Here is a 25,273-nt window from a genome sequence, read left to right on the forward strand (position 1 = left end):
CTCAGCCGGCCGCCTGCGGCAGGGCGGCCACGGCCTCGATCTCGAACAGCATGCCGTCCAGCGCCAGGCGCGGCACCGGGATCAGCGTGCAGGCGGGCTTGGGCCCGTCGCCGAAGGCGCGCGCCAGTTCCGCGCCGAACACGGCCAGGCGCTCGTGGCTGTGATCGACGATCAGCACCGTCAGCTTGGCCACGTGGCGCGGCGCGGCGCCGGCCGCCGCCAGCGCGGTGCACAGGTTGGCCAGCGCCTGGCGCACTTGCTGGCGGAAGTCGGCCGCCAGCGCGCCGTCCGCGGTCTCGCCGCCCTGGCCGGCGATGAAGACCAGCCGGGTGCCGGGGTGCACGCTGGCGATATGCGAGTAGCCATTGGGTGCGGGGTCGTACAGGCCGGCCGGGTTGGTGAATGTGACGGTGGCGGAAGCGGGAGAAGCGGGGATGGTCATGCAGGACTCCATGAAAGGCCCGGACGAGGACGGGATGTGAACGCCCCTGGCCGATGCTTGCGCAAGTATGACGGAGCAGGCCGTCCGGGCACGACAAGGGCCTACAGGTCCTGTGGGCTTGCGGCGCGCCCGCGGCGCCGCTCCGGTATGCTGGCAGGCATTCGCCATGAGGAGACCGCCATGCCCCGCTTCACTTGTCTGGCCGCATCCCTGCTGGCCGTCGCCCTGGGCGGGTGCGCCGCGCCGCGCGACGCGGCCGCGCCATCCCCGCCGGCGGCGTCGTCCGTCTATGTGGACAGCGAGTACGGCTTTCGCATCGCCGTGCCCGCGGACGTGACGCCGCGCCAGGATTTTTCCGGCAGCTACCTGGCGGGCCAGGACTGGAAGGCCTATGCGGAGCCGGGCAGCCAGGGCGTGCCGCGGCTGGCCATGGCCTTGCCGGGCTCCAACCGGATCACGGCCGCCGAGCTGCGCATCGGGGTCAGCGACGCGGCCGCGGAAGTGCGCCGCTGCACGACGCCGCCTCGCGGCATGGAGAGCGGCGTGCGGCGCGCGCGCATCAACGGCATCGACTTCACGCAGTTCCGTGCCCAGGATGCGGCAATGAGCCACTACATGGTGGTCGACGCTTATCGCACCGTGCATGCCGGACGCTGCTATGCGGTGGACTTGATGGTGTATGGCGTGAACCCGCAGGTCTACAGTCCGCCGGCCGCCGAGCCGTTCCCGCGCGACGAGGCGCTGCGGCGCTTGCGCGCCTGGCTCGACGGCTTCGCGTTCCTGCCTTAGCCTTGCCCGGGGACCTGTGGGATCTCCAGGCCGCGCTTGACCGCCGGCCGCGCCACGAAGGCGTCCAGCGCGCGCAGCACGCTGGGATAGTCGGCGATGCCGACCAGGTCGCCGGCCTCGTAGAAGCCGATCAGGTTGCGCACCCACGGAAACGTGGCGATGTCGACGATGCTGTAGGCGTCGCCCAGGATCCACGTGCGGTCCACCAGGCGGCCCTCCAGCACCTTGAGCAAGCGCCGGGATTCGGCCACGTAGCGGTCGCGCGGCCGCTTGTCTTCGTAGTCCTTGCCGGCGAATTTGTTGAAGAAACCAAGCTGGCCGAACATCGGGCCGATGCCGCCCATCTGGAACATCAGCCATTGCAGCGCCTGGTAGCGCCCGGCGGGGTCCTGCGGAATGAACTTGCCGCTCTTGTCGGCCAGGTACACCAGGATGGCGCCGGATTCGAACAGCCCGAGCGGCGCGCCGCCCGGGCCGTCGGGGTCGAGGATGGCGGGGATCTTGTTATTGGGGTTGAGCGACAGGAATTCGGACGACAGCTGGTCCTGCGTGTCGAACGCGACCCGGTGCGGCTCGTACGGCAAGCCGGTTTCTTCGAGCATGATCGACACTTTCACGCCGTTGGGAGTCGGCAGGGAATACAGCTGGATGCGGTCCGGATGGCGCGCAGGCCATTTGCGGGTGATGGGGAAGGCGGATAGATCGGCCATGAGGGTCCTTTTTATGCAGGGTGGGGCGCTTGCCGATTTCTATCGTAGCGGATGTCGCGCCCGGCGGCGCCGTCTGGCGCGGGCCCGGGATTGGCCCTATTCTTGGCGATGCGCCGCGCCATCCCCGCTACCGGCCAATCCAGACCGAGGAGAGCCACGATGATGAAACTGTATGGAATGGGCCCGACGCGCTCGCTGCGCGCGCGCTGGGCTTTGCAGGAACTTGATGCCGAGTTCGAGTTCGTGCCTGTCAATCTCCTGGCCGGCGAGCATCGCCACCCGGATTTCCTGCGCCTCAATCCGGCCGGCAAGCTGCCGGTGCTGGTCGACGGCGACCAGGTGATCACCGAGTCCGCCGCCATCGTCATGTACCTGGCGGACAAATACGCCGACAAGGGCCTGATGCCGGCCAACCTGCAGGACCGCGCGCAGGCCTACCGGTGGTCCTTGTTCGCCGTCACCGAACTCGAGCAGCCGCTGTGGCGCATCGCCCGCCACAGTTTCGTCTATCCCGAAGCCAGGCGCCTGCCGGCCGATATCCCGCTGGCCCGCGAGGAGTTCCGTGAGATGGCGGCGGTGCTCGAGCAGCATATGGCGGGCCGCGAATTCATCGTCGGCGACCGCATTTCCATCGCCGATTGCGTGACGGCTTATGTGCTGGATTGGGGCAATGAAAACGGGCTGGTAGCGGATCTCCCCAATCTCAATGCCTACCTGGAGCGCATGTATGCGCGTCCCAAAGCGCCCCAGCGCATCGCGGCGGCCATGGCGGGCGTGTAGCCGGCCGGCCGGAACCTGCGGGCCGGCGCCGCGCGGGTGGTGCTCGCCCCGGAACGGGGCAATCGCCATCCGCTATCGCGGCTGCCGGCCCGTGTCCGCGCCTAGCGGCTGCCGCCGGTGGCGGGGTACTGCGAGCCCGGGGTGTTGGTATTGTTGTCGGGCATGCTGGCGGGGGGCGGGGGCGGCGTGTTGCTCTGCGTTTGTGGCCGGTCGTACATCGGGTCATCGCTGTGATGGCGATGGCCGCTGCAGCCCGCCAGGAGCAGGCCGCTGGCGACGAGGGGCAAGGCAAGCATACTGAGCTTCATGAGATCCTCCTGTCAGTAGGGTGTCGAAACGCCCAGCACGCGGCGTGCCCGCCTGCCGGGCCGGGGAGCACGGCAGCGCACGGCGCGGCAGTTCTTGCCGGATGTGTAAATTCCGGGCACTGCCGGCCGGGGCAGGCGGCGGCGCCCGCGCGGCACGGCGTTTGCGGCGCCTGTCGCTGCGGCGCGAGTGCCGCAGGACGAGGACGACATGAAGGCGCTCTGTTGGCACGGCAAGAAGAATACCCGGCGCGACACGGTGCCAGGCCCGATCACCGGGTATCCGCGCGGCGCGGTTGGACGGTGAGCGCGCGATGGCCGGCCGACCCGCTGAGACCGACCCGGACCAGCAGCCCGCGCGGCTCGAGGACTGCCGGCGCTGCGGCCTGTGGCGCAACGCCACGCAGGCCGTGCCCGGCGAAGGGCGGCGCTCGGCCTCCATCATGCTGGTGGGCGAGCAGCCCGGCGACAAGGAAGACCTGGCCGGCCAGCCGTTCGTCGGGCCCGCCGGCGCGTTGCTGGACCGCGCTTTGCGGGATGCCGAAGTCGACCGCAAGATGGTGTATGTCACTAATGCCGTCAAGCACTTCAAATGGCAGCTGCGCGGCAAGCGCCGCATGCACAAGACGCCGGCGCAGCGCGAGATCGAGGCGTGCCACTATTGGCTGGAAGACGAGTTGCGCGCGGTCAAGCCGCGCGTGGTGGTGGCACTGGGAGCGACCGCGCTGCACGCAGTGATGGAGGCGAAATCGCTGGCGCTGACGCCGCTGCTGGGGCGGACGCTCGAACACGATGGCCTGACCGTGGTCGCTGCCTATCATCCGTCTTATGCGCTGCGCGCGCCCGATGCCTCCGCGCGGCGGCGCGCCTACGAGACCATCGTCGCGGCGCTGGCCCAGGCCGCGCGCCTGGCCGCGCGCACTTGAAGCGGCTTGCCCGGCGCTACCGGTCCGGTCTGTCAAGCCCGGTCGGGATGGCGGAGTACTTCGGCCGGCGGAGATTCATGATATACAATTAATTGATATGTCATTTATTTTCTTCGCTGCATCATGACCGATTCCCTGCGCGCCCAATTCACATCCTCGGTGGCGCAGGCGGCGCGCAGCATGCGCCGCGCGGTCGACCGGCGGCTGCAGCCCTATGGACTGACCGAAGCTACTTGGCTGCCGTTGCTGCGGCTGTCGCGCGCCGCTGTTCCCATGCGCCAGAAGGACCTGGCCGCTTCGCTGTCGCTCGACAGTTCGTCGGTGGTGCGCCTGATCGACGCCCTGCAGGCCGCCGGCCTGGTGGAGCGCAAGGAAGAGGACCAGGACCGGCGCGCCAAGGTCATCGTGCTGACCGCGCGCGGGCAGGCGACGGTGGAGCAGGTCGAGCGCGTGGCCAAGGAAGTGCGCGACAACGTGATGCGCGACATTCCGGACGAGGAACTGCAGCGCGCGGCGCGCCTGCTGACCCAGCTTTGCGCGGCGCTGGAGGCCGACGCCGGAGGCGGCACGCCATGAGCGCCTCCGCCCAGACCTTGCAGGGCAGCCTCAGCGGCGCCGGCAGCCCGCCGCCGCATGTGCCGCTGTGGCTGCTGGCGCTGTTCACCTTCAGCGGCACCCTGGCCATGCACATATTCGTGCCGGCGCTGGCCATGGCCGGCCGCGACCTGCATGCGGGCAACGGCGCCATGCAGATGACGGTGAGCCTGTACATCATCGGCCTGGCCGTGGGGCAACTCATTTATGGCCCGCTGTCGGACCGCTACGGGCGTCGCTGCGTGCTGATGGCGGGGCTGGCCATCTATACCGTGGCGGGCCTGGCGGCGGCGCTGGCGCCGCAGGTGCATGCCCTGATCGCCGCGCGGCTGTTCCAGGCGCTGGGCGGCTGTGCCGGGCTGGTGCTGGGCCGGGCCATGGTGCGTGACACCGCGGCGCCATCGGAGGCGGCCAAGCGCCTGGCGCTGATGAACCTGATGGTCACGATCGCGCCCGGCCTGGCTCCCATCGTGGGCGGCGCCCTGGCCGCGTCGCTGGGATGGCGCGCGGTGCTGTTCGTGCTGTGCGGGCTGGGCGTGGTGAATTTCGTGTTTGCCTGGCGCCTGTTGCCCGAGACCGGTCTGACGGCGACGCGCATCTCCGTGGCCACCCTGGCGCGCCACTACCGGCAATTGCTCGCTTCGCGGGTATTCCTGGGCTATGCGGTGGGCGGCGGCTGCGCCACCACGTCCATGTTTGCGTTCGTGGCTTCGGCGCCGTTCATTTTCGTGGACCAGTTGCACCGGCCCGCCGACGAAGTCGGCCTGTACTTGGCCGTGCTGGTGTCCGGCGTGTGGCTGGGCAGCGTCATCACTACGCGCCTGATCGGCAAGGTGCCGCTGGACCGCCTGCTGGTCGGCGGCAATACCTTGAGCGCGCTGTCGGCATTCCTGCTGCTGGGATGGGTGCTGACCGGCCACGTCGCAGTGGCGCCGCTGGTGGTGCTGATGTTCTTCTATACCCTGGGCGCCGGCGTGGCCGGCCCCACCGCGCTAAGCCTGGCGGTTGGCGTGAACCCGCAGGTGATCGGCTCGGCCTCGGGCCTGTACGGCGCGCTGCAGATGGCGGTCGGCGCCTTGTGCACGGCGCTGGCCGGCCTGGGCCCGTCGCCGGCCCTGTCGACCGCCCTGGTGCTGGCCGGGGCCGGCCTGGTCGGGCAGTTGTCGTTCCGGACGGCGCTGCGCGGCCAGCGGGCCTAGCGCCGCGGCCCTGGACGTGGCCGTCCAGGGCCTGTCATCCGGCGGGCGGCGCCTGCCGCCGCCGGCTCGGTTCAGGAAGCGTCGTCCTCCAGCACGATCCGGTAGATTGCCGTGGTGCCGCTGACTTCGTGGCCGACGATCAGGAGCGGCTCGCCGGTGGGGGAGTCGGCGGCCGGCACGAAGGCCAGCCCTTCGGGGCCGAGGTCGCCGGCGCCGGCGGGGTCGGCCGCCGAATCGACGCCGAAGTTGCGCGAGTTGACGTAGGTGGCGAACGCTGGCTTGGCCGGATCGGTGATGTCATAGACCATGACGCCGCCGATGCGCTCCAGGCCGACGAACGCATAGGTCTTTGCGCCGATGCGGCCCAGCGTGATGCCTTCCGGCTCGGGACCCTTGTTGTCGCTGCGGTCGTCGAACAGGGTCTCGTCGTGGCCCGAGTTGAACCAGTCGGGATAGCGCTCGGCGGTGATACGCTCGAACTGGTCGCCCGAGTCCCACACCAGCTTGCCGTCGGCGTCGCGGATCGAGAACGAGCGCGCGCCATAGGCATACAGGGTGTCGTACACCAGCCGGCCGTCGGCGCTGAGCTGCGGCGAGCCGTCGGCATTCTGCTTGTAGCCCATGGTCCAGGTCACGGTCAGGCGGCCCAGGGTTTCGTCGGCGCGGCAGTCGCCCGGGTCGGTGGCGGTGGCCCCGCAATAGCCGAACACGGCCGGATCGAGCAGCGCGCCGGGCGCCAGCTGGCGCAGTTGCGGCGGCAGGTCGTCGCCGGCGCGGCGGTCGAAACCGCTCTTGTGCACCAGGTGCTTGACGCGGAATTCATCGACGAAGCCCGGCGCGTCGGCGGTGGTCAGGCCCAGCCAGTTGCCGTCCGCGTCGCGGCCCCAGTTCCAGTAGTCCGGGTTGTCCTCGCCCCAGGGCCGGCCGTCGCCTTCGTTGGCGGTGACCAGGTAGGTGGCGCCGCCGGTCGTGTAGGCGGCGATGGCATCGGGCATGTACAGGCCCTTCACGCCGGGCCAGGGCTTGATGGCGATGGCGCCGTCGGCATCGCTGGCGTCCAGGCCATTGCCTTCGACGCCGTGGTCCTTGGCGCCCAGCGGCAGGACGGCGGTGATGCGCGCGCTGGCGATGTCGAGCCTGGCCAGCGCGTTGTTTTCCTGCAGGGTGATCCAGGCCGTGGCGCTGTCGGGCGCGACCGCGATGTACTCGGGCTCGAGGTCCTGCGCGGCGCTGGCGCGCGGCCCCGTGAGCCGCACGCCCTGCGCGCGCAGGGTGCTTTCCTGGCCGTTCCAGGCGGCGAAGCCGGCCGTGCGCGCGGTCGGCGCGGACGGGTCGGCGACGTCGATGACGCTGACCGAGCCTTCCGGATCGATGGCGTAATCGTCCGAGGGCTCGCCTTCATTGGCCGCCAGCACATACTTGCCGTCCGGCGTGAAGGTCACCATGTCGGGCAGGGCGCCGACCTGCACCGAGCCCAGCAAGGCAAAGCTGGCCGCGTCATAGAGCGCCACATGGCCGGGGTCGGTCTTGTTCGCGGCCTGCACCGCCACGGCGACCAGGCCGTCGCGCACAGCCACGCTGTTGATCTCCGCGTCCGGCGTGACCGACGCGGCGTCGAGCACGCCCAGGTGCGCGGGCGCGGCGGGCGTCCGCAAGTCCAGGATGTCGACCTTTCCGGACTGCGCATTGACAATGAACGCGCGCTTGGTGCCCGCGTCGTAGGCCGGGATCTCGGCGGCGCTGACGCCGTAGGCGCCGCTTTCGTAGCGGCCGATCAGCTCGACCGCGGCGATGTGGCGCGGCGTTTCGGCCGCGGGCGGCGACGGGGGCGGGGCGGCGCTGTCATCATCGTCGTCGCTGCTGCTGCCGCATGCGGCCAGGGCCAGGGGCAGCACGGCGCATGCCGCGGCCAGTTTCCAGTGCTTCATTGTGGGTTCCCGGTTCGGATTCTTGTAAGAGCGCACAGACTAGAAGCGCTCTGTTACGGTTTCCTTACCGGCTTGGCCGCATGACTAGGTAAATGCCCGCGACCGCCAGCAGCATGCCGGGCCAGGCCAGCGGCGGGATGGTCTCGCCGAGCACCAGGAACGCGATGACGGCGGTGCTCGGCGGCACCAGGAAGAACAGCGCGGAAACGCGCGAGGCCTCGCCGTGCCGGATCATCGCCAGCAGTAGCGAGATGGCGATGAGCGAGTTGCATAGCACCAGGTAGGCCAGCGAGCTGAACAGCGCCGGAGTCCAGTCGATGCGCATCGGTTCCAGCCACAGCGCCAACGGGGCGGAGACGGCCAGGCCGACCGAATACTGCACCAGATTGGCGGTGAGCGGATGCGTGTCGGTGCCATGGCGCTTTTCCCATAGCGTGCCGGCGACGATCGACAGCAGCGCCAGCAGCGCGAACAGCACGCCGGCCGGCGTGGCCGCGCCCAGCGAGGATTTCGCCATGATCACCAGCGCGGCGCCGGCCACCCCCAGCAGCAGCCCGGCCCAGTGGCGCAGCCCGACGCGCTCGCCGGTGAAGGCGGGCGCCAGCAGGCCCACCAGGATCGGCTGTTGCGACGTGATCAGCGCCACCGCGCCGGCCGACAGCCCCAGCTTCAGGCTGAGGTAGGTGCAGGCGAAATAGCCGGCCTGCAGGAACAGGCCGACTGTCGCCAGATGGAGCCAGGCGCGGCCATCGGCGGGCAGGGCCGGCCGCAGCCAGGCAAAGGCGCAGCCCACCAGCGCGACCACGCAGGCATAGCGCAGGGCCAGGAAGGTCAGCGGGTCCGCGTAGGCCAGCCCCAGCTTCAGGAACACGAAGCCGGACGACCACAGCAGCAGGAACAGCGTGGGGGCGTACGCCAGCCAGGCGGGAGCGGGTGCGGCGGCCACGCGGCCGTGCAGCGGCGTCATGGCGTGCGGCCGATGCGCGCGGCGGCGGGCGCCGGCGCGCCCTGGGCGGCGGGCGGCATGGCGGACTGGTCGAAATAGCGGGCCGGCGTGGTGCCGTACGCGCGCCGGAACATGGCGATGAAGGCGCTGACATTGTCGTACCCCAGGTCCAGCGCCACACTGGTGACGGGGCGGCCGGCGGCCAGCAGTTCCAGCGCCCGCATCAGCCGCAGGCGCTGGCGCCAGTCGCTGAAGGCAAACCCGGTTTCGGCCGCGAAGCGCCGCGTCAGGGTGCGCGGCGCGATGGCGGCCCAGCGCGCCCAGTCGTCCAGGCGGCGCGTATCCGCCGGATCGTCGCTCAATGCCTGGGCGATGCGCAGCAGGCGCGGGTCGCGCGGCAGCGGCAGGCCCGGCGCGCCGCGCGGCAAGCCGCGCAATTCGTCGAGGATCACGCCGTGCAGCCGGCGGCACGCGGCATCGGCCGGCCTGCCGTCCCATGCCGCCGCGCGCAGCACGGCCGCGCGCAATAGCTCCGATGCCTGTACCGCGCACGGCGTGGCGGGCAGGCCCGCGCAGGCGCGCGGCGCGACGTAGACGCTCCAGCCGGTGAAGGGCCCGTGCGAGCGCAGGCTGTGCGACACGCCCGGCGGTATCCAGACTGCCTGCGCCGCCGGCACGACCCAGAGGCCGTCGTCCGTGCCCACCGACAGCAGCCCGCGCACGGCGCCCAGCAACTGGCCGCGGGCATGGCGATGCGCCGGCGTGACGCGCGGCCGCGGGCCGTCGGCCGCCACCGCGATGAGAGGAGGGCCGTCGCCGGACTGGGCGCGGCCGGGCGGCAGCAGGGGATCGGACATGGCGCGAAAGACGTATGGAATGGCTGTTATACCGCAGCGCGGCCCGGTCATGGCGCCTAGAGTGGAGGCTCTACAGCAACTTCACGAGGACATCATCATGCGAGCGGAAGACATACTGCCTGGCGGCCAGGATTGGGCCGAGGTCGATGGCGTGGCGGTGCGCAAGGGCACCGTGGCGGCTTTTCTGGCCAACGCCAGGCTCTGGAGCGATCCGTCGGCCGATGCCGCGGCGCGCGCCGCCGCCGAGCACGACATGGCCGGGGCGCTGCCGTCGTTGCGGGCGCTCGGGTTGTTCGAAGTGCTGGCGCCGCGCGATCCCGCCCTGCGTGAATGGCTGGAGCGGGCCGCCCGGCGGTAGGGGCATGGCGTGCCAGGTTTAGGAATGATATAACATTACATAAATTGCTTCGCCTCCTTCATTCCGACGCTTCGCACACCATGGACAAACTCCCCGTCACCGTCCTTTCCGGCTTCCTCGGCGCCGGCAAGACCACCTTGCTCAACCACATCCTCAACAATCGCGAGGGCCGCCGGGTGGCGGTGATCGTCAACGACATGAGCGAGGTGAACATCGATGCCGACCTGGTGCGCCAGGGCGGCGCCGAGCTGTCGCGCACCGAGGAGAAACTGGTCGAGATGAGCAACGGCTGTATCTGCTGCACGCTGCGCGAAGACCTGCTGCTGGAAGTGAGCCGGCTGGCGCGCGAAGGCAAGTTCGACCAACTGGTCATCGAGTCCACCGGCATCTCCGAACCCTTGCCGGTGGCCGAGACATTCACCTTTGCCGACGAGACGGGCCGCGGGCTGTCGGACGTGGCGCGCCTGGATACCATGGTTACCGTGGTGGATGCGTACAACTTCTTGCGTGACTACAGCTCGTACGACAGCCTGCAGGCGCGTGGCGAGTCGCTCGGCGCCGCGGACGAGCGCACCGTCGTCGACTTGCTGGTCGAGCAGGTGGAGTTCTGCGACGTGATCGTGCTGAACAAGATCGACCTGGTGGAGGCCGGCGCGCGCGAGCGGCTGGCGGCCATGCTCGCGCGCCTGAACCCGCGCGCGCGCATCGTCGCGGCCGAGTTCGGCCGCGTGCCGCTGGACCAGTTGCTCGATACCGGACTGTTCGATTTCGAGCAGGCCGCGCAGGCGCCTGGCTGGCTGAAGGAGCTGCGTGGCCAGCACATGCCGGAAACGCAGGAATATGGCATCGACAGTTTCGTTTACCGGGCGCGCCGGCCGTTCCATCCGGCGCGCTTTCACGCGCTGGTCGAATCGGACTGGCCAGGCGTGGTGCGCTCGAAAGGCTTCTTCTGGCTGGCCAGCCGGCCCGCGTTGGCGGGTTCGTGGTCGCAGGCGGGTGGGGTGTGCCGCCACGGGCTGGCGGGCCGGTGGTGGGCCGCCGTGCCGGCCGAGCAATGGCCGCGGGACGCGGAGACGGTGGCCCGCATCCGCGCCAAATGGCACGAGGAAACAGGCGACGCCCGCCAGGAACTGGTGCTGATCGGCATGGGCATGGACCAGGCCGCGCTGCGCGCGCGCCTGGACCGCTGCCTGCTGGACGACGCCGAGATGGCGCAGGGGCCGGCTGCCTGGTCGGCCTACCCCGATCCGTTTCCCGGGTGGGAGGCGGGCGTGGCCTGAGCGCGCCGCCCGCCGCAGACCTTATTTGGCCATCAGGCCCAGGTGCTCGATCAGGGCCTTGTCCTTGGCGTAGGTGGCCTCGGCCCAGGCCCGGTAGTCGGCGCTGTCGCGATAGACCGGTTCCTGGTTGAGCTGCTGCATGACCTGCATGCTGGCCTCAGAGTACAGCGCCTTCTTGAAGGCGTCGTGCAGGATGCGCACCACTTCCGGGTCCATGCCGGCCGGGCCCGCCAGGCCGTAGGGCGAGGTCGACACGACCCCGTAGCCGAGTTCCTGGGCGGTGGGCACGTCGGGCCAGCGCTTGGTGCGCTTTTCGCCGAAGGTGACTAGCAGGCGCATCTTGCCGGCATCGACGAACTGGTCCCAGCCGGACGCGTCGCTCTGCGCCATGATGTGGCCGCCCAGCAAGGCCTGCTGCATGTCGGCGTTGCCCTTGAAGGGCACGTGGTTCAGTTTCACCTTGGCATTGATGGCAATTTCTTCCATCAGCAAGTGCGGCGACGAGCCCACGCCGGTAGAGCCGTAGTCGATGGTGCCGGGCTTGTCGCGGGCGGCCTGGATGTACTCGTCGAAGGTCTTGAACGGCGAGTCCGAGCGTACCGTGAAGCCGAAGGTATAGCCCGACAGGCCCAGGATGAAAGTGAAGTCCTTGAGCGGGTCCCAGTCGGTCTTGTGCATGTAGGGCATGCGCAGCATGCCGAGCGGGTACTGGCTGATGGTGTAGCCGTCCGGCTTGGCCGTCTTGGCCATGTTGCTTGGCCCCAGGGTGCCGCCGGCGCCCGGACGGTTCTCCACGACCACGTTCTGGCCCAGGTGCTTGCTGGCTTCCTGGGCGATGACGCGCAAGTGGCGGTCGGTGGATCCGCCGGCCGGGAAGGGGACGATCAGGGTGATGGGCTTGGTGGGGAAGTCGGTCTTGGCCAGGGCCGGCCTTGGCGCGACGGCCGCCGTCACGGCGGCCAGCGCCAGGCCCAGGCAGGCACGGCGGGTGAGGGTGCTAGGCATGGTGGTTTGTCTCCGATGTTTTATATGGCCGGCTGGGTTGCGGCCCGCGCGCTGGCCGGGCGGCGCGGGCCGGTGAGGGGTCGTGGCCGGGTCGTGTGCGGGCGCATGCCCGCGCCGCGCCTACTCGGCCGTCATGCCTTTGTCGCGCGCCAGCTTGCCCCATTTGGCGTAGTCCGACGCGATGCGCGCAGCCATGTCGGCCGCCGGCTCGTAATGGGCGATGGTGCCGGCGCTGATCAGTTTCTGCTGCAGCGCGGGGTCGGCCAGGATGGCCTGCAGTTCGCGGCCGAGGCGCTCCACCACTGGTTGCGGCGTGCCCAGCGGCGCCAGCAGGCCGCCCCACGAGACGGCGTCGAAGCCGGCGAAGCCCTGCTCGGCGATGGTCGGCACGTCGGGCAGCACGGACACGTGCGTCGGCGAACCGACGGCCAGCGCGCGCAGCTTGCCCGCCTGGATATGGGGCAGGGCCGCGACCAGGTCCGCGTACATCATGGGCACCTGCCCGCCGATGGTGTCGGTGATGGCCGGCACGCCGCCCTTGTAGGCCACGTGCTGCATCTGGAATTGGCCGACGTCCTGCAGCAGCTCCATGGTCATGTGGCCGAAGCTGCCGGCGCCCGAGCTGGCGTAGTTCAGTTCGCCGGGGTGGGCCTTGGCGTAGTCGATCAATTGCGGCAGGGTCTTGATGTCCGGCAGCTTCTGCGGGTTGACCACCACCACGATGGGCAGGTCGTAGACCGTGGCCACGGCCTGGAAGTCCCTGGGCGTCTCGTAGCCGGTGCTTTTGTAGAAGAACGGCGCGAACAAGGTGGGCGTGGCCAGCATCATCAGCGTGTAGCCGTCGGCCGGCGAGCGCTTGAGCAGGCCGGCCGCGATCGAGCCGGACGCGCCGGGGCGGTTTTCCACGATCACCGGCTGTTTCAGGCGCGCTTCGAGCTGCTGGCCGACCAGGCGCGAGGCGACGTCGGTGGGCCCGCCGGGGGGGAACGGCACGATCAGCCGGATCGGCTGGCTGGGCCATGTCTGCGCCGCCGCGCCGCCGGCCACCAGCAGGCTGGCGGCGGCGGCCAGCAGGCCGCGGCGGATGCGCGAAACGGGAAAGTCGATGGAGGGGGTGTTGCTCATCATGGTTGTCTCTTGGTGCTCCACTGCGGATTGCTCTCCTGTGTCCAGGCGTGCGGCCCCGGGGGCGCGCCGCCTGGTTCGAATCTCAGTCGCCGGACGGCATGTCGGGCAGGGTCAGCACGCCCCTGGCCTGCAGCGCGCGCAGCTCGTCTTCCGGCAATGCGAGCAGGCGCTGCAGGACTTCTTTGGTGCCTTCGCCCAGCGTGGGCGGCGCGTGGCGGATGGGCAGCCGCTGCCCGTTCAGCCGGTACGGCGGCGCATACACGTGCGTGGCGCCGGCCACGGGATGTGGCAGTTCCTGCAGCAGGCCGCCCTGGCGGGTGCGTTCGCTGGTCAGGGCTTCGTGCAGGCCCAGCACCTTGCCGCACGGGATGCCGCAGGCGGCCAGGCGCTCCAGCAGCAGGTCGCGCTCGAAGGTGCGGATCAAGTCGGTGACCATGGGCAGCAGCGTGAGGCGGTTCCTGGCGCGCTCGACGTTGGTGGCGTAGCGGGGATCCTCGACGATGTCGGGGCGCATGACGACCTGGCGGCAGAACTTGTCGAACTGCGTATTGGTGCCGACCGCGATGATCAGCGGCCCGTCGGCGGCCTCGAACATGCCATAGGGCACGATGGACGGATGGGCATTGCCGTAGCGTTGCGGGTCGCGGCCCAGCAGCATGGCGTCCAGCCCGTAGTAGCTGGTCACCATGATGCCGCAGTCGTACAGCGCCATTTCGATCAAGCGCCCGCTGCCGGTGCGCTCGCGCCGGAACAGCGCGGCCAGCACGGCCTGCGCGGCATACATGCCGGTCATCATGTCGACCGCGGCCACGCCGAATTTCAGGGGCGGCTGGCCCGCTTCGCCATTGATCGCCATCAGGCCGCTCTCGGCCTGGATCACCAGGTCGTAGCCCGGGCGCGCGGCTTCGGGGCCGGAGCTGTTGTAGCCGCCGATGCAGCAGTAGATCAGGTCCGGCTTGCGGGCCTTCAGCGCTTCGTAGCCCAGGCCGAGCTTCTCGGCGCCGCCGCTCTTGAAGTTGTGGATGACTACGTCGAAGTGCGGCAGCAGGTCGTAGACGATCTGCACCCCCTCGGGCGACTGCAGGTCCAGCGTGATGGACCGCTTGTTGCGGTTCATGCTGTTGTAGTAGGTGGTCTCGGTCTTGCCGATGCGCATGCCCCAGTCGCGCGTGTCGTCGCCGCGCACGGGGTGCTCGACCTTGACCACTTCGGCGCCGAAGTCGGCCAGCACCTGGCCGCACAGAGGGCCGGCGAACACGCGGGACAAGTCCAGCACGCGGATCCCGTCCAGCGGGAAGTCCAGGTCGCCGGTATCGCTACTAGCTCGGGTATCGCTCATGGCGTCAATCCTGGTGCGCGCCCAGCGCGATGAAGCGCGCCAGGTGGTGGTCTTCGTCGCCGAGCTGGTGGTCGATCATCACCAGCCGCTTGGCGTAGTGCGCCAGGGGCAGCTCCCAGGTCATGCCGATGCCGCCGTGCAGCTGGATGCATTCTTCGGCCACCAGCGTGCCGACCCGGCCGATGGTGTACTTGGCCGCCGACAGCGCGCGCTCGCGCGCCACGCGGTCGGGGTGGTCGAGGCAGGCGGCGGCGTTGATGACCGACGAGCGCGCCTGCTCGATTTCCAGCAGCACGTCGGCCATGCGATGCTGCAGGGCCTGGAAGCGGCCGATCGGCACGCCGAACTGCTTGCGCGTCTGCAAGTATTCCAGCGTGGCGTCGCGCGCCGCGTCCATGGCGCCCACGGCTTCGGCGCACAAGGCCAGCAGGCCCTTGCCGATGCAGCGCTCCAGCACGGCGTGGCCGGCGCCGGCCTGGCCCAATAGCGCGCCGGCCGGCAGCCGCACGCCCTCCAGCGAGAGATCGGCGCCGCGCCCGCCGTCGATCAGCGGATAGCCCTGCACGCCCAGCCCGGGCGTGCCGGCGGGCACCAGGAACAGCGAGATGCCGTCGGCCTCGTCTTCGGCGCCGGCGGTGCGGGCCGAGATCACGAACAGGTTGGCGCGCTCGGCCTGGGCCACCACCGCCTTGGCGCCGTCCAGGCGCCAGCCGTCGCCGTCGCGCGCGGCGCGCGTCTGCACCCGCGCCAGCTCGTAGCCGCTGGCCGGTTCGGCGTGCGCCAGGGCGATCGCCGTGGCGCCGGCCAGCAGCGATTCGAGCGCCTGCTTCTGTTCGGCCGAGCCGGCCGCGGCAATGGCATCGCCGGCCATCAGGGCGTCGAGGAAAGGTTCGACGACCAGGCCGCGGCCCAGCGCCTCGAACACCACCGCGATGTCGAAGCCGCCGCCGCCCAGCCCGCCGTCGGCTTCCGCGAACAGCGCGCCCAGCGCGCCCAGTTCGGCGTAGCGCTGCCAGAATTCGGCGCTGTAGCCCTCGGGCGAGCGCGCGATGCGGTCGCGCACGGCGAAGCCGTACTGTTCGGCCACGAAGCGTTTCAACATGTCCGACAGCATGCGCCGGTCTTCGGTATGGTCGAAGTTCATGCGGGTTCCTTACAGTCCCAGGATCATCTTCGAGATGATGTTCTTCTGGATTTCATTCGAGCCGCCGAAGATCGACAGCTTGCGGTAGTTGAAATATTGGGCGGCCGCGCTGTCGGCGCCGTGCGGGCCGATGCGCGGGCCGGCGTAGTCGTCGTCGAGCGCCTGCTCGATGTACGGCCGCGCATAGGGCCCCATGGCGCGGCGGTTCAGCGCGGTGAGTTCCTGGCGGATCTGCGTGCCGCGGATCTTGAGCATGGAGCTCTCGGCGCCCGGGGCGCCGCCGTTGGCGGCGGCGGCCAGCACGCGCAGGTTGGTGGTGCGCATGTTGTCGAGTTCGATCTCGACGCGCGCCAGGCGCGCCGCGAAGGCCGGGTCCTGCGCCAGCGGGCGGCCGTTCTTGCGCTGCCGCGCGGCCAGCTCCTTGAGCTGCAGCAGGGCCGCGGTGGACAGGCCCACGCCGGCGATGTTGGTGCGCTCGTAGGTCAGCAGGTATTTGGCGCAGGACCAGCCGCGGTTTTCCTCGCCCACCAGGTTGGCGGCGGGGACGCGCACATCCGAGAAGAACACTTCGTTGACTTCGTGCTCGCCGTCCAGGGTGATGATGGGACGGACCTCGATGCCGGGCGTGTTCATGTCGATCAACAGGAAGCTGATGCCCTCCTGCGGCTTGCCCTCGGTTCGGGTGCGCACCAGGCAGAAGATCATGTTGGCGTGCTGGCCGAGCGTGGTCCAGGTCTTCTGGCCGTTGACGATGTAGTGGTCGCCGTCGCGCACCGCGCTGGTCTTGAGCGAGGCCAGGTCCGAGCCGGCGCCCGGCTCGGAGTAGCCCTGGCACCACCAGTCGGAGCCGTCCAGGATGCGCGGCAGCCAGTAGCGCTTTTGCGCTTCGTCGCCGTACTTGATCAGCACGGGTCCCAGCATGCTCAGGCCGAACGGCACGATGCGCGGCGCATGGGCCAGCGCGCATTCGTTCTCGAAGATGAATTTCTGCACGGCGCTCCAGCCGGTGCCGCCGTATTCGCGCGGCCAGTGGCTGGCCAGCCAGCCGCGCGCATTCAGGATGGCGTGCCAGGCTTCCATGTCTTCCTTGCGCAGGCGGCGGTGCTCGCGCACCTTGCGCGCCAGCGCCTCGGGCAGCTCGGCCGCCAGGAAGGCGCGCACTTCGGCGCGGAAAGCTTCTTCTTCGGGGGTGAAATTCAAGTCCATGGATGTTCTCGTGCTCAATAGATTTCGAACAGGCCGGCCGCGCCCATGCCGCCGCCCACGCACATGGTGACCACGGCATGGCGCGCGCCGCGCCGGCGGCCTTCGATCAGGACGTGGCCGGCCAGCCGCGCGCCGGTCACGCCGAACGGGTGGCCCAGCGAGATGGCGCCGCCATCGACATTGAGCTTTTCCGCCGGAATGCCGAGGGTCTGCTGGCAGTACAGCGCCTGCGACGCGAATGCCTCGTTCAGTTCCCAGAGGTCGATGTCGTCGACTTTCAGGCCGTGGCGGGCCAGCAGGCGCGGCACTGCGTATACCGGGCCGATGCCCATTTCGTCGGGCTCGCAGCCGGCGATGGCCAGGCCGCGGAACGCGCCCAGCGGCTGCAGCCCGGCGCGCTCGGCGTCGCGGGCTTCCATCAGCACGCAGGCGACCGCGCCGTCGGACAGCTGCGAGGCGTTGCCCGCGGTAATGAACTGGCCGGCGCCGCGCACCGGCTCGAGCCTGGCCAGGTTCTCGTAGGTGGTGCCGGGACGGTTGCAGGTATCGGCGTCCACCGTGACTTCGCGCTGCGTGACCGCGCCCGTGGCCTTGTCGGTGACGGCCATGGTGGTGGTGACGGCAATGATCTCGTCGCGGTAGCGGCCGGCCGCCTGGGCTTCGGCGGTGCGGCGCTGGCTTTCCATGCTGAAGCGGTCCTGCGCTTCCCGGCTGATGCCATAGCGGGCCGCGACGATGTCGGCGGTTTCGATCATGGGCAGGTACAGGGCCGGCTTGTTTTCGAGGATCCAGGGGTCGGTGCCGGCGTTGGGGTCGTCGCGCGTGCGGATGTGCGACACGCTTTCGACGCCGCCGGCGATCATTGCCGGCGCGCCGTCCATGACGATGCGCGCCGCCGCGCTGGCGATCGCCTGCAGGCCCGAGGCGCAGAAGCGGTTGACCGTGGCGCCGCCCACGCTGACGGGCAGCCCGGCGCGGATCACCGCCTGGCGGCCGATGTTGCGGCCGGTGGTGCCTTCCGGATAGCCGCAGCCCAGGATGGCGTCTTCGATCAGGGCCGGGTCGATGCCGGCGCGCTCGACCGCCGCGCGCACCGCGAAGGCGGCCAGGGTGGCTCCCGGGGTCAGGTTGAATTCGCCGCGATGGGCTTTGGTGATGGGGGTGCGGGCAGTGGATACGATGACGGCTTCGCGCATGGCAGGCAATCCAGTAAAGACGATGGGGGACGGCGGGGCGGCCGGGGCGGTCAGGCGCGGTTCAGGCTGGCGAAGCTCCGGCCGCTTTCGGCCAGTTCGACCAGCAGCGGCGCCGGTTTCCAGAAATGGGGATCCTGGGGGGCGAATTCGCGTATGTCGGCCAGGATGCGCGGCAGGCCGACCTGGTCGGCGTAGTGCATCGGGCCGCCGCGATGGCGCGGAAAGCCGTAGCCGTACAGGAACGCCACATCGACATCGAGCGGCCGCAGCGCAATGCCTTCGCGCACGACGTTGGCGGCTTCGTTGATCATGGCGGCCAGGTAGCGGCGCTGGATTTCTTCCTGGCTGAACGCGCGCGGGGTAATACCGGCGCGCTGGCGCTCGGCGTCGATGATGGCCAGCACTTCGGGGTCGGGCGTGCCCGTGCGCGCGCCGTCGGGGTACAGGTAGAAGCCGCGGCCGGTTTTCTGGCCGAACCAGCCGCGCTCGCACAGGCGGTCGGCGATCTGCACGTAGCGCAGTTGCGGGTCGCGCGTGGCGGCGCGCCGCTTGCGGGTGGCCCAGCCGATGTCGCCGCCGGCCAGGTCGGTCATCTGGTAGGGGCCCATGGGATAGCCGAAGGCGCGCACGGCGTCGTCGATCTGGTAGGGCGAGGCGCCGTCTTCCATCATCAGTTCGGCGGCCTGGCGGTGCACGGCCAGGATGCGGTTGGCAATGAAGCCGTCACACACGCCGGCGCGCACCGGCACCTTGCGCAGGCGCCGCGCCAGCTCGAAGCCGGTGGCCACGGTGTCGGGCGCGCTGCGGCCGCCCACCACCACTTCCAGCAGCTTCATGATGTTGGCCGGCGAGAAGAAGTGCAGGCCCAGCACGTCGGCCGGGCGCCGGGTGGCCGCGGCGATGCGGTCGATGTCGAGGTATGAGGTGTTGCTGGCCAGCACCGCGCCGGGCTTGGCGACGCGGTCGAGCGCGGCAAACACGGCGGTCTTGACGTCCATGTCCTCGAACACGGCTTCGACGATGAGATCGGCGTTGGCCAGCGCGTCGTAGGAGGTGGCGCCGCGGTAGCGGGCCATGCGCTCGGCCTTGTCGGCGGCGCCCAGGCGGCCTTTCTTGACGAGCAGGTCGTACACCTGCTCGACGCGGGCGCGGCCGCGCGCCAGGGCGGCTTCGTCCTGCTCGACCATGACGACCGGCAGCCCGGCGTCCAGCATGGCGACGGCGATGCCGGCGCCCATGGTGCCGCCGCCGATCACGCCCAGGCGTTCCAGCGGGCGCGGCCTGGCGTCGCGGGTCTCGGGCGCCTTGGCGGTCTCGCGCTCGGCGAAGAAGGCGTGCACCAGACCGGCGCGCTGCGGGCTGTCCAGGCATTGCAGGAACAAGGCCCGCTCGGTGCGCAGGCCGGCGTCGAACGGCTGGTCGAGCGCGGCCTGCACCGCGTCGATGATCTTGGCGGGCGAGAACAGGCCGCGCGCGCGGGCCTCGACCTGGACGCGGGCCGCGTCGATGGCCGCTTGCGCGGCCGCCCGGTCGGCCAGCGCCGCCGTCGCGTCGCGGGTGCGCCGCGGCGCCGCGCCTCGTACCAGCAGTTCGCGCGCATAGGCCAGCCCCGCCGCCGGGGCGTCGGCGCCGCTGCCGACCTGGTCGACCAGCCCCAGCGACAGGGCTTCTTCGGCGCTGGCATGGCGGCCCGACAGCATCAGGTCCAGTGCGGCGGCGGCCCCGGCCAGGCGCGGCGCGCGCTGTGTGCCGCCGGCGCCGGGCAGCAGGCCCAGGTTGACTTCCGGCAGGCCCAGCCTGGCGCCGGGCAGGGCGATGCGGTAGTGGGCCGCCAGGGCGATTTCCAGCCCGCCGCCCAACGCCGCGCCATGCAGCGCGGCCACGACCGGTTTGGCGCTGGCCTCGATGGCATTGCATACGTCGGGCAGCGCGGGCGGCTGGGGCGGCTTGCCGAATTCGCGGATGTCGGCGCCGGCGATGAAGTTCCGCCCGGCGCCCACCAGCAGCACCGCCTGCACCGAGGCATCGTCCTGCGCGGCCTGGATTGCGTCGGCCAGCCCGCGCCTGACGTCGGCGCTCAGCGCGTTGACCGGGGGATTGTCGATGGTGAGGACCAGGATGCCGTCGTGCCGTTGCGAGGCAACGGCGCCGTGGGGCGCGCGCTCTGCCATGGGATGTCGTCTCCGGAGATGCAGGCCAGGGGGCCTGTCTGGTGTGATGTGCTTAACCGTCCTATTCTTCCCCAGCAAGGAAGTCTTGACAATGGCATCAAGAGTTGACACTGCGTACAAGAAAATTTGACAATTGCGCCCCATGGACACCAAATCGCTGACCCTGCTGGTCGAGATCCTCGACGCCGGCAACCTGAGCGAGGCCGCGCGCCGGCTGAAGATGACGCGCGCCAATGTCAGCTATCACCTGAACCAGCTCGAGCGCGCCGTGGGCATGCAACTGGTGCGGCGCACGACGCGCCGGGTCGAGCCCACCGAGATTGGCCTGAAGCTGTACCAGCACGGCCGCAGCATTCGCGACGAGCTGGCCGCGGCGCGCGAATCGGTCGAGTCGCTGGGCAAGACGCCGCAGGGCCGGGTGCGCCTGAGCGTGCCGAGCGGCTACGGGCAGTTCGTCATGTCGCCGTGGCTGCTGGAATTCATGCGCAACTATCCCGGCATCGTGCTGGACGTCCTGTTCGAGAACAGCGTGGAAGACCTGCTGCGCGAGGAGGTGGACCTGGCCGTGCGCATCATGTCCGAGCCGCCCGGACACCTGGTGGCGCGCGAACTGGGCCGGGTCCGCTACGTGGCCTGCGCCTCGCCGGCGTATGCGGCGCGGCGCGGCCTGCCGGTGCGTCCGGAGGCGCTGTGCGGCGCGCCCATCATCAGCGCCGCGGTCATCGGCCGGCCGCTGCGGCTGTCGGCCTACCAGGGCAACCAGCGCCAGCAGGTCGCGCTGGAGCCCACCGTGGTGTCGCGCAATTATCCGTTCCTGCGCGACGCGGCGCTGGCGGGGCTGGGCATCGCGGTGGTGCCGGACTACGTGGTGCACGAGGACATCGCGCAGGGCCGCCTGCTGACCGCGCTGGAGCAGTGGCGCCTGAGCATTTTCGGGCGCAGCATGTACCTGCTGTACATGCCGAGCCGCCATCATCCGCGCGCGCTGGCGATGTTGATCGAGTTCATCCTGGCCAAGGCCCTGGCGGCCCACGAAGGCCGGCCGGGGCTGCTGCCGCCGGGGTGAGCGGCATGGACGGCCGCGCCGGGTGCCAGGGTGTCAGACACCTGCGCATCGCGGGCCATCCTTGCCATTGCGCAGGCGCCTACCGCGGCGCATCGGCGCCGAACGCGCGCAGGAAGTCGAGAACCGCCTGGCCGGCCAGTTGCGCGTCGGCGGCCGTCATGGTTTCTTGCGGGTTGTGGCTGACGCCGCCGTTGCCGCAGCGCACGAACAGCATGCTGGCCGGCACCACGCGCCCCAGCAGCATGGCGTCGTGGCCGGCCCCCGAGGGCAGGTCCAGGACCGTCACGCCCTGGTTCGCCACGGCCTGCCGCCAGAGCGCCTGGTGCGAGGGGGCGCAGGGGGTGGCGGGTACGCGCATCAGCTCCTCGCATGTCCACTCGATGCGGCGGCGCGCGCAGATCTCGCCGATGCGCGCTTCGAGGTCGTCCAGCGCCCGGTCGCGCTCGGCATCCTGCGCGGCGCGCACGTCCAGCGTCAGGTGGCAGGCGCCCGGGATGACGTTGATGGAGCCGCCGGGCACTTCCAGCATGCCGACCGTGCCGACCAGCCCGGGCGCCCGGGCGCAGCGGGCCTCGACGGCCAGCACGATCTCGGCGGCCGCGCAGGCGGCGTCGCGGCGCAGGTCCATGGGGGTGGTGCCGGCATGGCCGGCGGCGCCGGCCAGCGTTACCCGGCGCCGTACGCAGCCGGCGATGGAGGTCACCACGCCCAGCGGCAGGCCGCGCTGCTGCAGGACCGGCCCCTGCTCGATGTGCACTTCGAAATAATGGCGCAGGCGCGGGTCGACGGCCTGGCCGGCCGCGCCCGCCGGGTCGAGGCCGGCGTCGCGCATGGCCTGGCGCAGCGGGATGCCGTCGGCGTCTTGCCGGTCGAGCTGGGCCGCATCGAAGGCGCCGATGTAGGCCGACGACCCCAGGAAAGAGCCGCCGTAGCGCACGCCTTCTTCCTCGGCGAAGCCCACCACTTCGAAGTCGAACGGCAGCCGCTCGCCGCGCCGGTGCAGTTCGGCCACTACCGCGATGGGCAGCAGGATGCCGAGCCGGCCGTCGTACTTGCCGCCGTCGCGCACCGTGTCGTAATGGCTGCCGGTGGCCACCAGCACCGGCTCGCCGCAATCGGGCGCGGCGCGATAGCGGCCGATGACGTTGCCGACGGCATCCTGCCGCACGGTATCGAAACCGGCCTCTTGCATCCATGCTTCCAGCCGGCGGGCCGTGGCCCGGTGGGCCGGCGTCAGGTAGGTGCAGGTGAGGTTGTCGGGATGATCGGACCAGCGGGCGAGCGCCTCGGCGTGAGCCATGACGGCATCGCCGAACGGCGCGGTGGAGGAAGGCGTGGACATGGCGTATCGAAATGAGGATGGCGGTTTCTTATACCATTGCGGCCGCATTCGTAGAATGCCGCTTTGCGTGCACAAGGAGCCGATATGGACAACGAAGATGGCGACGCCGACCGCGCCCACTGGTCGCGCGTGGCCGACCAATGGATCGCCTGGGCGCGCGCGCCGGGCCACGATGCTTTCTGGGCCTATCGCGATGCGCTGCTGGCTTTCGTGGGCCCCGGCACGGGCGCGGCGCTGGACGTCGGCTGCGGCGAGGGGCGGGTGGCGCGCGCGCTGAAATCGCTGGGCTACCGGGTCACGGCAGTCGATCCGGTCGAACAATTCGTGGCCGCCGCAGCGGCCGCCGATTCCGCCGACGCCTATGCCGTCGCGCCGGCCGCCACGCTGCCGTTCGCGCCGGCCAGCTTCGATCTGGCCATGGCGTACAACATGCTGATGGACGTCCAGGATGTGCCCGCCGCGCTGGCCGGGATCCGGCGCGTGCTGCGCCCCGACGGCGCGTTGTTCGTCTCGATCGTGCACCCCTTCGTCGACCGCGGCCAGTTCGCCGATGCCCGGCCGGACGCGCCGTTCGTGCTGCAGGGCGCGTATTTCGGCCGCCAGCGTTTCGAGGGCACGGAAGCGCGCAACGGCCTGAGCATGGATTTCGCCGGCTGGTCGCAGCCGCTCGAAGACTACATGGCGGCGCTGGAGCAGGCCGGCTTCGCGCTCGTGGCGCTGCGCGAGCCGCGCCCGGATACCCGGGTGCGGCCGGACCTGGACCGCTGGCGCCGCCTGCCGATGTTCCTCTGGCTGAAGGCCCGGCCGCTGGCCTGAAACGGCGCTGTCGCGCCCCGTTCAGCGCGGCAGCAGCGCCAGCGCGTCGGCCAGCGCGATCTCGCCCTGGTAGCCGCCGCTGGACGACGCCGGCTGCCCGGCCTCGATGCGATGCGCGAATGCCACCGCCGGGTCGGCCTGCAGGCGATCGTACAGGCGGCTGAGATTGGGATAGTCGCGCCGGTCGAGCACCGCGTGGTAGTCGGCCCAGCGCGCGATGCCGGCGAAGTAGGCGTCGGCCACGCTGCGGCGGTCGCCCAGCAGCCAGGGGCGCGTGCCCAGCAGCGCGTCCAGGGTGGCATGCACTTTCTCGACCTTGTCGCGGCCATAGTCGGCCAGCGCGGTCTTGGCGGCGCCTTCGAGGTCATGTTCGACCGCATGCCACAACGGGGCGAAGGCATTGAAGAAGCTGGTGTTCAGGTAGGCCAGCATCTGGTTCAGGCGGTCGAAGTCGCGGCTGCCTTGCGGGTGGCCAAGCCCCTGGGCCATGCCGCGCGCGCCGATGTGGTTGAGAATGGCCATGCTTTCGGTGAGCACGTCGCCCGCCGCGCCCAGGTAGGCGGGGGTCTCGGCCACCGGGTTGACGCGGCGGAAGTCCGCGCCGGAGACGGCTTCGGGCATCTGGATGCGGCACAGTTGGTAGGGCTGGGCCAGCCACTCGAGCGCCACGATGCTGCCGAACGAGCAGCCGGAGGGGACGCCGTAGAAAAGGATGGGGGTCATGTCATGCTCCTGTAGGGGCGCCGCCGGGTGCGGCGCATGGACATGACTATCTCGTAGTGGACGATGGTTGAGTAGTAGGCCAAAATTCAACCTGAAGTCCACATTTACAGACTTTGCATGGCGCCATGCTCAATCTGAACGATCTGCATTTCTTCGTCGCCGCCGTCGACCAAGGCGGCTTCGCCGCGGCCGCGCGCCGCCTGGGCGTGCCCAAGTCCACGGTCAGCAAGCGGGTGGCCGAACTCGAGCGCGCGCTGGCGGCGCGGCTGGTGCACCGCACGTCGCGCAGCTTCACGCTGACCGACATCGGCCGCGATTTCTACGAGCATGCGCGCGCGGCCATGATAGAAACCGAGGCCGCGCAGGACATCGTGCGCCGGCGCGCCGCCGAGCCGAGCGGCCGGGTGCGCCTGACGGCTTCGATGCCGGTGGCGCAGCAATACCTGGCGCCGCACCTGCCGGCGCTGGTGGCGGCCTATCCGCAACTCCATGTGGCGCTGGATGTATCGGACCGCTACGTGGACCTGGTGCAGGAAGGCTTCGACATCGCGGTGCGCAGCCATTTCGCGCCCTTGCCGGATTCGGACCTGGTACAGCGGCCGCTGGCGCGCGAGCCGCTCATCCTGGTTGCCGCGCCCGCCTACCTGCGCGCGCATCCGGCACCCCTGGAGCCGGCGGACCTGGCCGCCCATCATGGCCTGCTGAGCGGCCCGGCGGCCGGCACCTGGCGCCTGGCGCGCCCCGATGATGCCTCGCCACCCGTGGCCGTGGTTCCGCTGGCGCGCGCCACGGCCAACGAGTCGACCGTGCTGACGAGCCTGGCGGAGGCCGGGCTGGGCATCGCCTGCCTGCCGGCCAGCCTGTGCCGCGCGGCGCTGGACGCGGGGCGCCTGCGGCGCGTGCTGGACGGATGGGTGGCCGGCAGCGTCGCCACCACGCTGGTGATGCCGCATCGGCGCGGCCAGTTGCCCGGTGTGCGCGCGGTCGTGGAATTCCTGGTGGAGCGGGTCGGCGGCTGATGCG

The 25,273-nt window shown here is 70.4% G+C and carries 25 protein-coding genes; 10 read left to right on the forward strand and 15 right to left on the reverse strand.

All coding sequences use genetic code 11. The annotated features are described in order from the left end of the window. Position 1: 1 nt before the first annotated feature. Positions 2 to 442 (reverse strand): RidA family protein, encoded by a 441-nt coding sequence (locus ACKTT0_RS18190; RefSeq protein WP_407851194.1) that lies wholly within the window; start codon positions 440 to 442, stop codon positions 2 to 4. 180 nt (positions 443 to 622) lie between these two features. Between ACKTT0_RS18190 and ACKTT0_RS18195 the strand changes: the two genes are divergently transcribed. After that, a complete protein-coding gene (locus tag ACKTT0_RS18195; protein ID WP_407851195.1) occupies positions 623 to 1,231 on the forward strand; it encodes a hypothetical protein in 609 nt (202 codons plus the stop codon). Here ACKTT0_RS18195 and ACKTT0_RS18200 read toward each other — a convergent pair. Beyond that, positions 1,228 to 1,941, reverse strand: coding sequence for a glutathione S-transferase N-terminal domain-containing protein (locus ACKTT0_RS18200; RefSeq protein WP_407851196.1), 714 nt, complete (start codon positions 1,939 to 1,941; stop codon positions 1,228 to 1,230). The genes ACKTT0_RS18195 and ACKTT0_RS18200 overlap by 4 nt on opposite strands. A gap of 162 nt (positions 1,942 to 2,103) precedes the next feature. Between ACKTT0_RS18200 and ACKTT0_RS18205 the strand changes: the two genes are divergently transcribed. Continuing rightward, positions 2,104 to 2,721: a glutathione S-transferase family protein gene (locus tag ACKTT0_RS18205; RefSeq protein ID WP_407852455.1), complete on the forward strand. Its 618-nt coding sequence runs from the start codon at positions 2,104 to 2,106 to the stop codon at positions 2,719 to 2,721. Positions 2,722 to 2,822: 101 nt separating this feature from the next. Here the strand turns inward: ACKTT0_RS18205 and ACKTT0_RS18210 are convergent, their stop codons facing one another. Continuing rightward, positions 2,823 to 3,029, reverse strand: a complete 207-nt coding sequence (locus tag ACKTT0_RS18210) for a hypothetical protein (RefSeq protein WP_407851197.1) — start codon at positions 3,027 to 3,029, stop codon at positions 2,823 to 2,825. A 311-nt stretch (positions 3,030 to 3,340) separates the two neighbouring features. Here ACKTT0_RS18210 and ACKTT0_RS18215 point away from each other — a divergent pair, with 311 nt between their 5' ends. From ACKTT0_RS18215 to ACKTT0_RS18225, 3 genes are all read left to right on the forward strand, one after another. After that, positions 3,341 to 3,952 (forward strand): UdgX family uracil-DNA binding protein, encoded by a 612-nt coding sequence (locus tag ACKTT0_RS18215; RefSeq protein ID WP_407851198.1) that lies wholly within the window; start codon positions 3,341 to 3,343, stop codon positions 3,950 to 3,952. A 123-nt stretch (positions 3,953 to 4,075) separates the two neighbouring features. Beyond that, the gene (locus ACKTT0_RS18220) at positions 4,076 to 4,528 is read left to right on the forward strand and encodes a MarR family winged helix-turn-helix transcriptional regulator (protein ID WP_407851199.1); all 453 of its coding nucleotides are present in this window, start codon (positions 4,076 to 4,078) and stop codon (positions 4,526 to 4,528) included. Continuing rightward, on the forward strand, positions 4,525 to 5,745 hold the full coding sequence (locus tag ACKTT0_RS18225; protein ID WP_407851200.1) for a multidrug effflux MFS transporter: 1,221 nt from the start codon (positions 4,525 to 4,527) through the stop codon (positions 5,743 to 5,745). Before ACKTT0_RS18220 ends, ACKTT0_RS18225 begins: the two co-directional genes overlap by 4 nt. A gap of 71 nt (positions 5,746 to 5,816) precedes the next feature. On the opposite strand, the gene ACKTT0_RS18230 is transcribed toward ACKTT0_RS18225, so the two are convergent. From ACKTT0_RS18230 to ACKTT0_RS18240, 3 genes are all read right to left on the reverse strand, one after another. Then, positions 5,817 to 7,673: a choice-of-anchor I family protein gene (locus ACKTT0_RS18230; RefSeq protein WP_407851201.1), complete on the reverse strand. Its 1,857-nt coding sequence runs from the start codon at positions 7,671 to 7,673 to the stop codon at positions 5,817 to 5,819. 64 nt (positions 7,674 to 7,737) lie between these two features. Continuing rightward, positions 7,738 to 8,640: a DMT family transporter gene (locus ACKTT0_RS18235; protein ID WP_407851202.1), complete on the reverse strand. Its 903-nt coding sequence runs from the start codon at positions 8,638 to 8,640 to the stop codon at positions 7,738 to 7,740. Then, positions 8,637 to 9,476 carry an AraC family transcriptional regulator gene (locus ACKTT0_RS18240; protein ID WP_407851203.1) on the reverse strand — a complete coding sequence of 280 codons (840 nt, stop codon included), beginning with the start codon at positions 9,474 to 9,476 and terminating at the stop codon, positions 8,637 to 8,639. Before ACKTT0_RS18240 ends, ACKTT0_RS18235 begins: the two co-directional genes overlap by 4 nt. Before the next feature lie 97 nt (positions 9,477 to 9,573). Between ACKTT0_RS18240 and ACKTT0_RS18245 the strand changes: the two genes are divergently transcribed. Further along, on the forward strand, positions 9,574 to 9,834 hold the full coding sequence (locus tag ACKTT0_RS18245) for a hypothetical protein (RefSeq protein WP_407851204.1): 261 nt from the start codon (positions 9,574 to 9,576) through the stop codon (positions 9,832 to 9,834). Between the two features lie 80 nt (positions 9,835 to 9,914). Next, the gene (gene zigA / locus ACKTT0_RS18250; RefSeq protein ID WP_407851205.1) at positions 9,915 to 11,114 is read left to right on the forward strand and encodes a zinc metallochaperone GTPase ZigA; all 1,200 of its coding nucleotides are present in this window, start codon (positions 9,915 to 9,917) and stop codon (positions 11,112 to 11,114) included. A gap of 21 nt (positions 11,115 to 11,135) precedes the next feature. On the opposite strand, the gene ACKTT0_RS18255 is transcribed toward zigA, so the two are convergent. The 7 genes from ACKTT0_RS18255 to ACKTT0_RS18285 form a co-directional block, all read right to left on the reverse strand. Further along, positions 11,136 to 12,119, reverse strand: a complete 984-nt coding sequence (locus tag ACKTT0_RS18255) for a tripartite tricarboxylate transporter substrate binding protein (RefSeq protein ID WP_407851206.1) — start codon at positions 12,117 to 12,119, stop codon at positions 11,136 to 11,138. Between the two features lie 120 nt (positions 12,120 to 12,239). Further along, a complete protein-coding gene (locus ACKTT0_RS18260; RefSeq protein ID WP_407851207.1) occupies positions 12,240 to 13,247 on the reverse strand; it encodes a Bug family tripartite tricarboxylate transporter substrate binding protein in 1,008 nt (335 codons plus the stop codon). An 82-nt stretch (positions 13,248 to 13,329) separates the two neighbouring features. Next, entirely contained in the window at positions 13,330 to 14,586 is a 1,257-nt protein-coding gene (locus ACKTT0_RS18265; protein ID WP_407851208.1) for a CaiB/BaiF CoA transferase family protein, read from the reverse strand. Between the two features lie 4 nt (positions 14,587 to 14,590). Further along, positions 14,591 to 15,730 carry an acyl-CoA dehydrogenase family protein gene (locus ACKTT0_RS18270; protein WP_407851209.1) on the reverse strand — a complete coding sequence of 380 codons (1,140 nt, stop codon included), beginning with the start codon at positions 15,728 to 15,730 and terminating at the stop codon, positions 14,591 to 14,593. 9 nt (positions 15,731 to 15,739) lie between these two features. Continuing rightward, the gene (locus ACKTT0_RS18275; RefSeq protein ID WP_028353343.1) at positions 15,740 to 16,936 is read right to left on the reverse strand and encodes an acyl-CoA dehydrogenase family protein; all 1,197 of its coding nucleotides are present in this window, start codon (positions 16,934 to 16,936) and stop codon (positions 15,740 to 15,742) included. Positions 16,937 to 16,950: 14 nt separating this feature from the next. Further along, a complete protein-coding gene (locus ACKTT0_RS18280; protein WP_407851210.1) occupies positions 16,951 to 18,132 on the reverse strand; it encodes an acetyl-CoA C-acyltransferase in 1,182 nt (393 codons plus the stop codon). Positions 18,133 to 18,182: 50 nt separating this feature from the next. After that, positions 18,183 to 20,303, reverse strand: coding sequence for a 3-hydroxyacyl-CoA dehydrogenase NAD-binding domain-containing protein (locus ACKTT0_RS18285; RefSeq protein ID WP_407851211.1), 2,121 nt, complete (start codon positions 20,301 to 20,303; stop codon positions 18,183 to 18,185). A gap of 142 nt (positions 20,304 to 20,445) precedes the next feature. Here ACKTT0_RS18285 and ACKTT0_RS18290 point away from each other — a divergent pair, with 142 nt between their 5' ends. After that, entirely contained in the window at positions 20,446 to 21,369 is a 924-nt protein-coding gene (locus ACKTT0_RS18290; RefSeq protein WP_407851212.1) for a LysR family transcriptional regulator, read from the forward strand. 79 nt (positions 21,370 to 21,448) lie between these two features. Here the strand turns inward: ACKTT0_RS18290 and ACKTT0_RS18295 are convergent, their stop codons facing one another. Next, positions 21,449 to 22,711, reverse strand: coding sequence for an allantoate amidohydrolase (locus ACKTT0_RS18295; protein WP_407851213.1), 1,263 nt, complete (start codon positions 22,709 to 22,711; stop codon positions 21,449 to 21,451). An 84-nt stretch (positions 22,712 to 22,795) separates the two neighbouring features. Here ACKTT0_RS18295 and ACKTT0_RS18300 point away from each other — a divergent pair, with 84 nt between their 5' ends. Further along, positions 22,796 to 23,527 (forward strand): class I SAM-dependent methyltransferase, encoded by a 732-nt coding sequence (locus tag ACKTT0_RS18300; protein WP_407851214.1) that lies wholly within the window; start codon positions 22,796 to 22,798, stop codon positions 23,525 to 23,527. A 21-nt stretch (positions 23,528 to 23,548) separates the two neighbouring features. On the opposite strand, the gene ACKTT0_RS18305 is transcribed toward ACKTT0_RS18300, so the two are convergent. Beyond that, the gene (locus tag ACKTT0_RS18305; protein WP_407851215.1) at positions 23,549 to 24,250 is read right to left on the reverse strand and encodes a glutathione S-transferase family protein; all 702 of its coding nucleotides are present in this window, start codon (positions 24,248 to 24,250) and stop codon (positions 23,549 to 23,551) included. Between the two features lie 125 nt (positions 24,251 to 24,375). Here ACKTT0_RS18305 and ACKTT0_RS18310 point away from each other — a divergent pair, with 125 nt between their 5' ends. Then, positions 24,376 to 25,269, forward strand: coding sequence for a LysR substrate-binding domain-containing protein (locus ACKTT0_RS18310; RefSeq protein ID WP_407851216.1), 894 nt, complete (start codon positions 24,376 to 24,378; stop codon positions 25,267 to 25,269). Positions 25,270 to 25,273 lie beyond the last annotated feature (4 nt).

The sequence above is a fragment of the Bordetella saccharivorans genome (assembly GCF_045862855.1).
Lineage (GTDB): Bacteria > Pseudomonadota > Gammaproteobacteria > Burkholderiales > Burkholderiaceae_B > Bordetella_A > Bordetella_A petrii_F.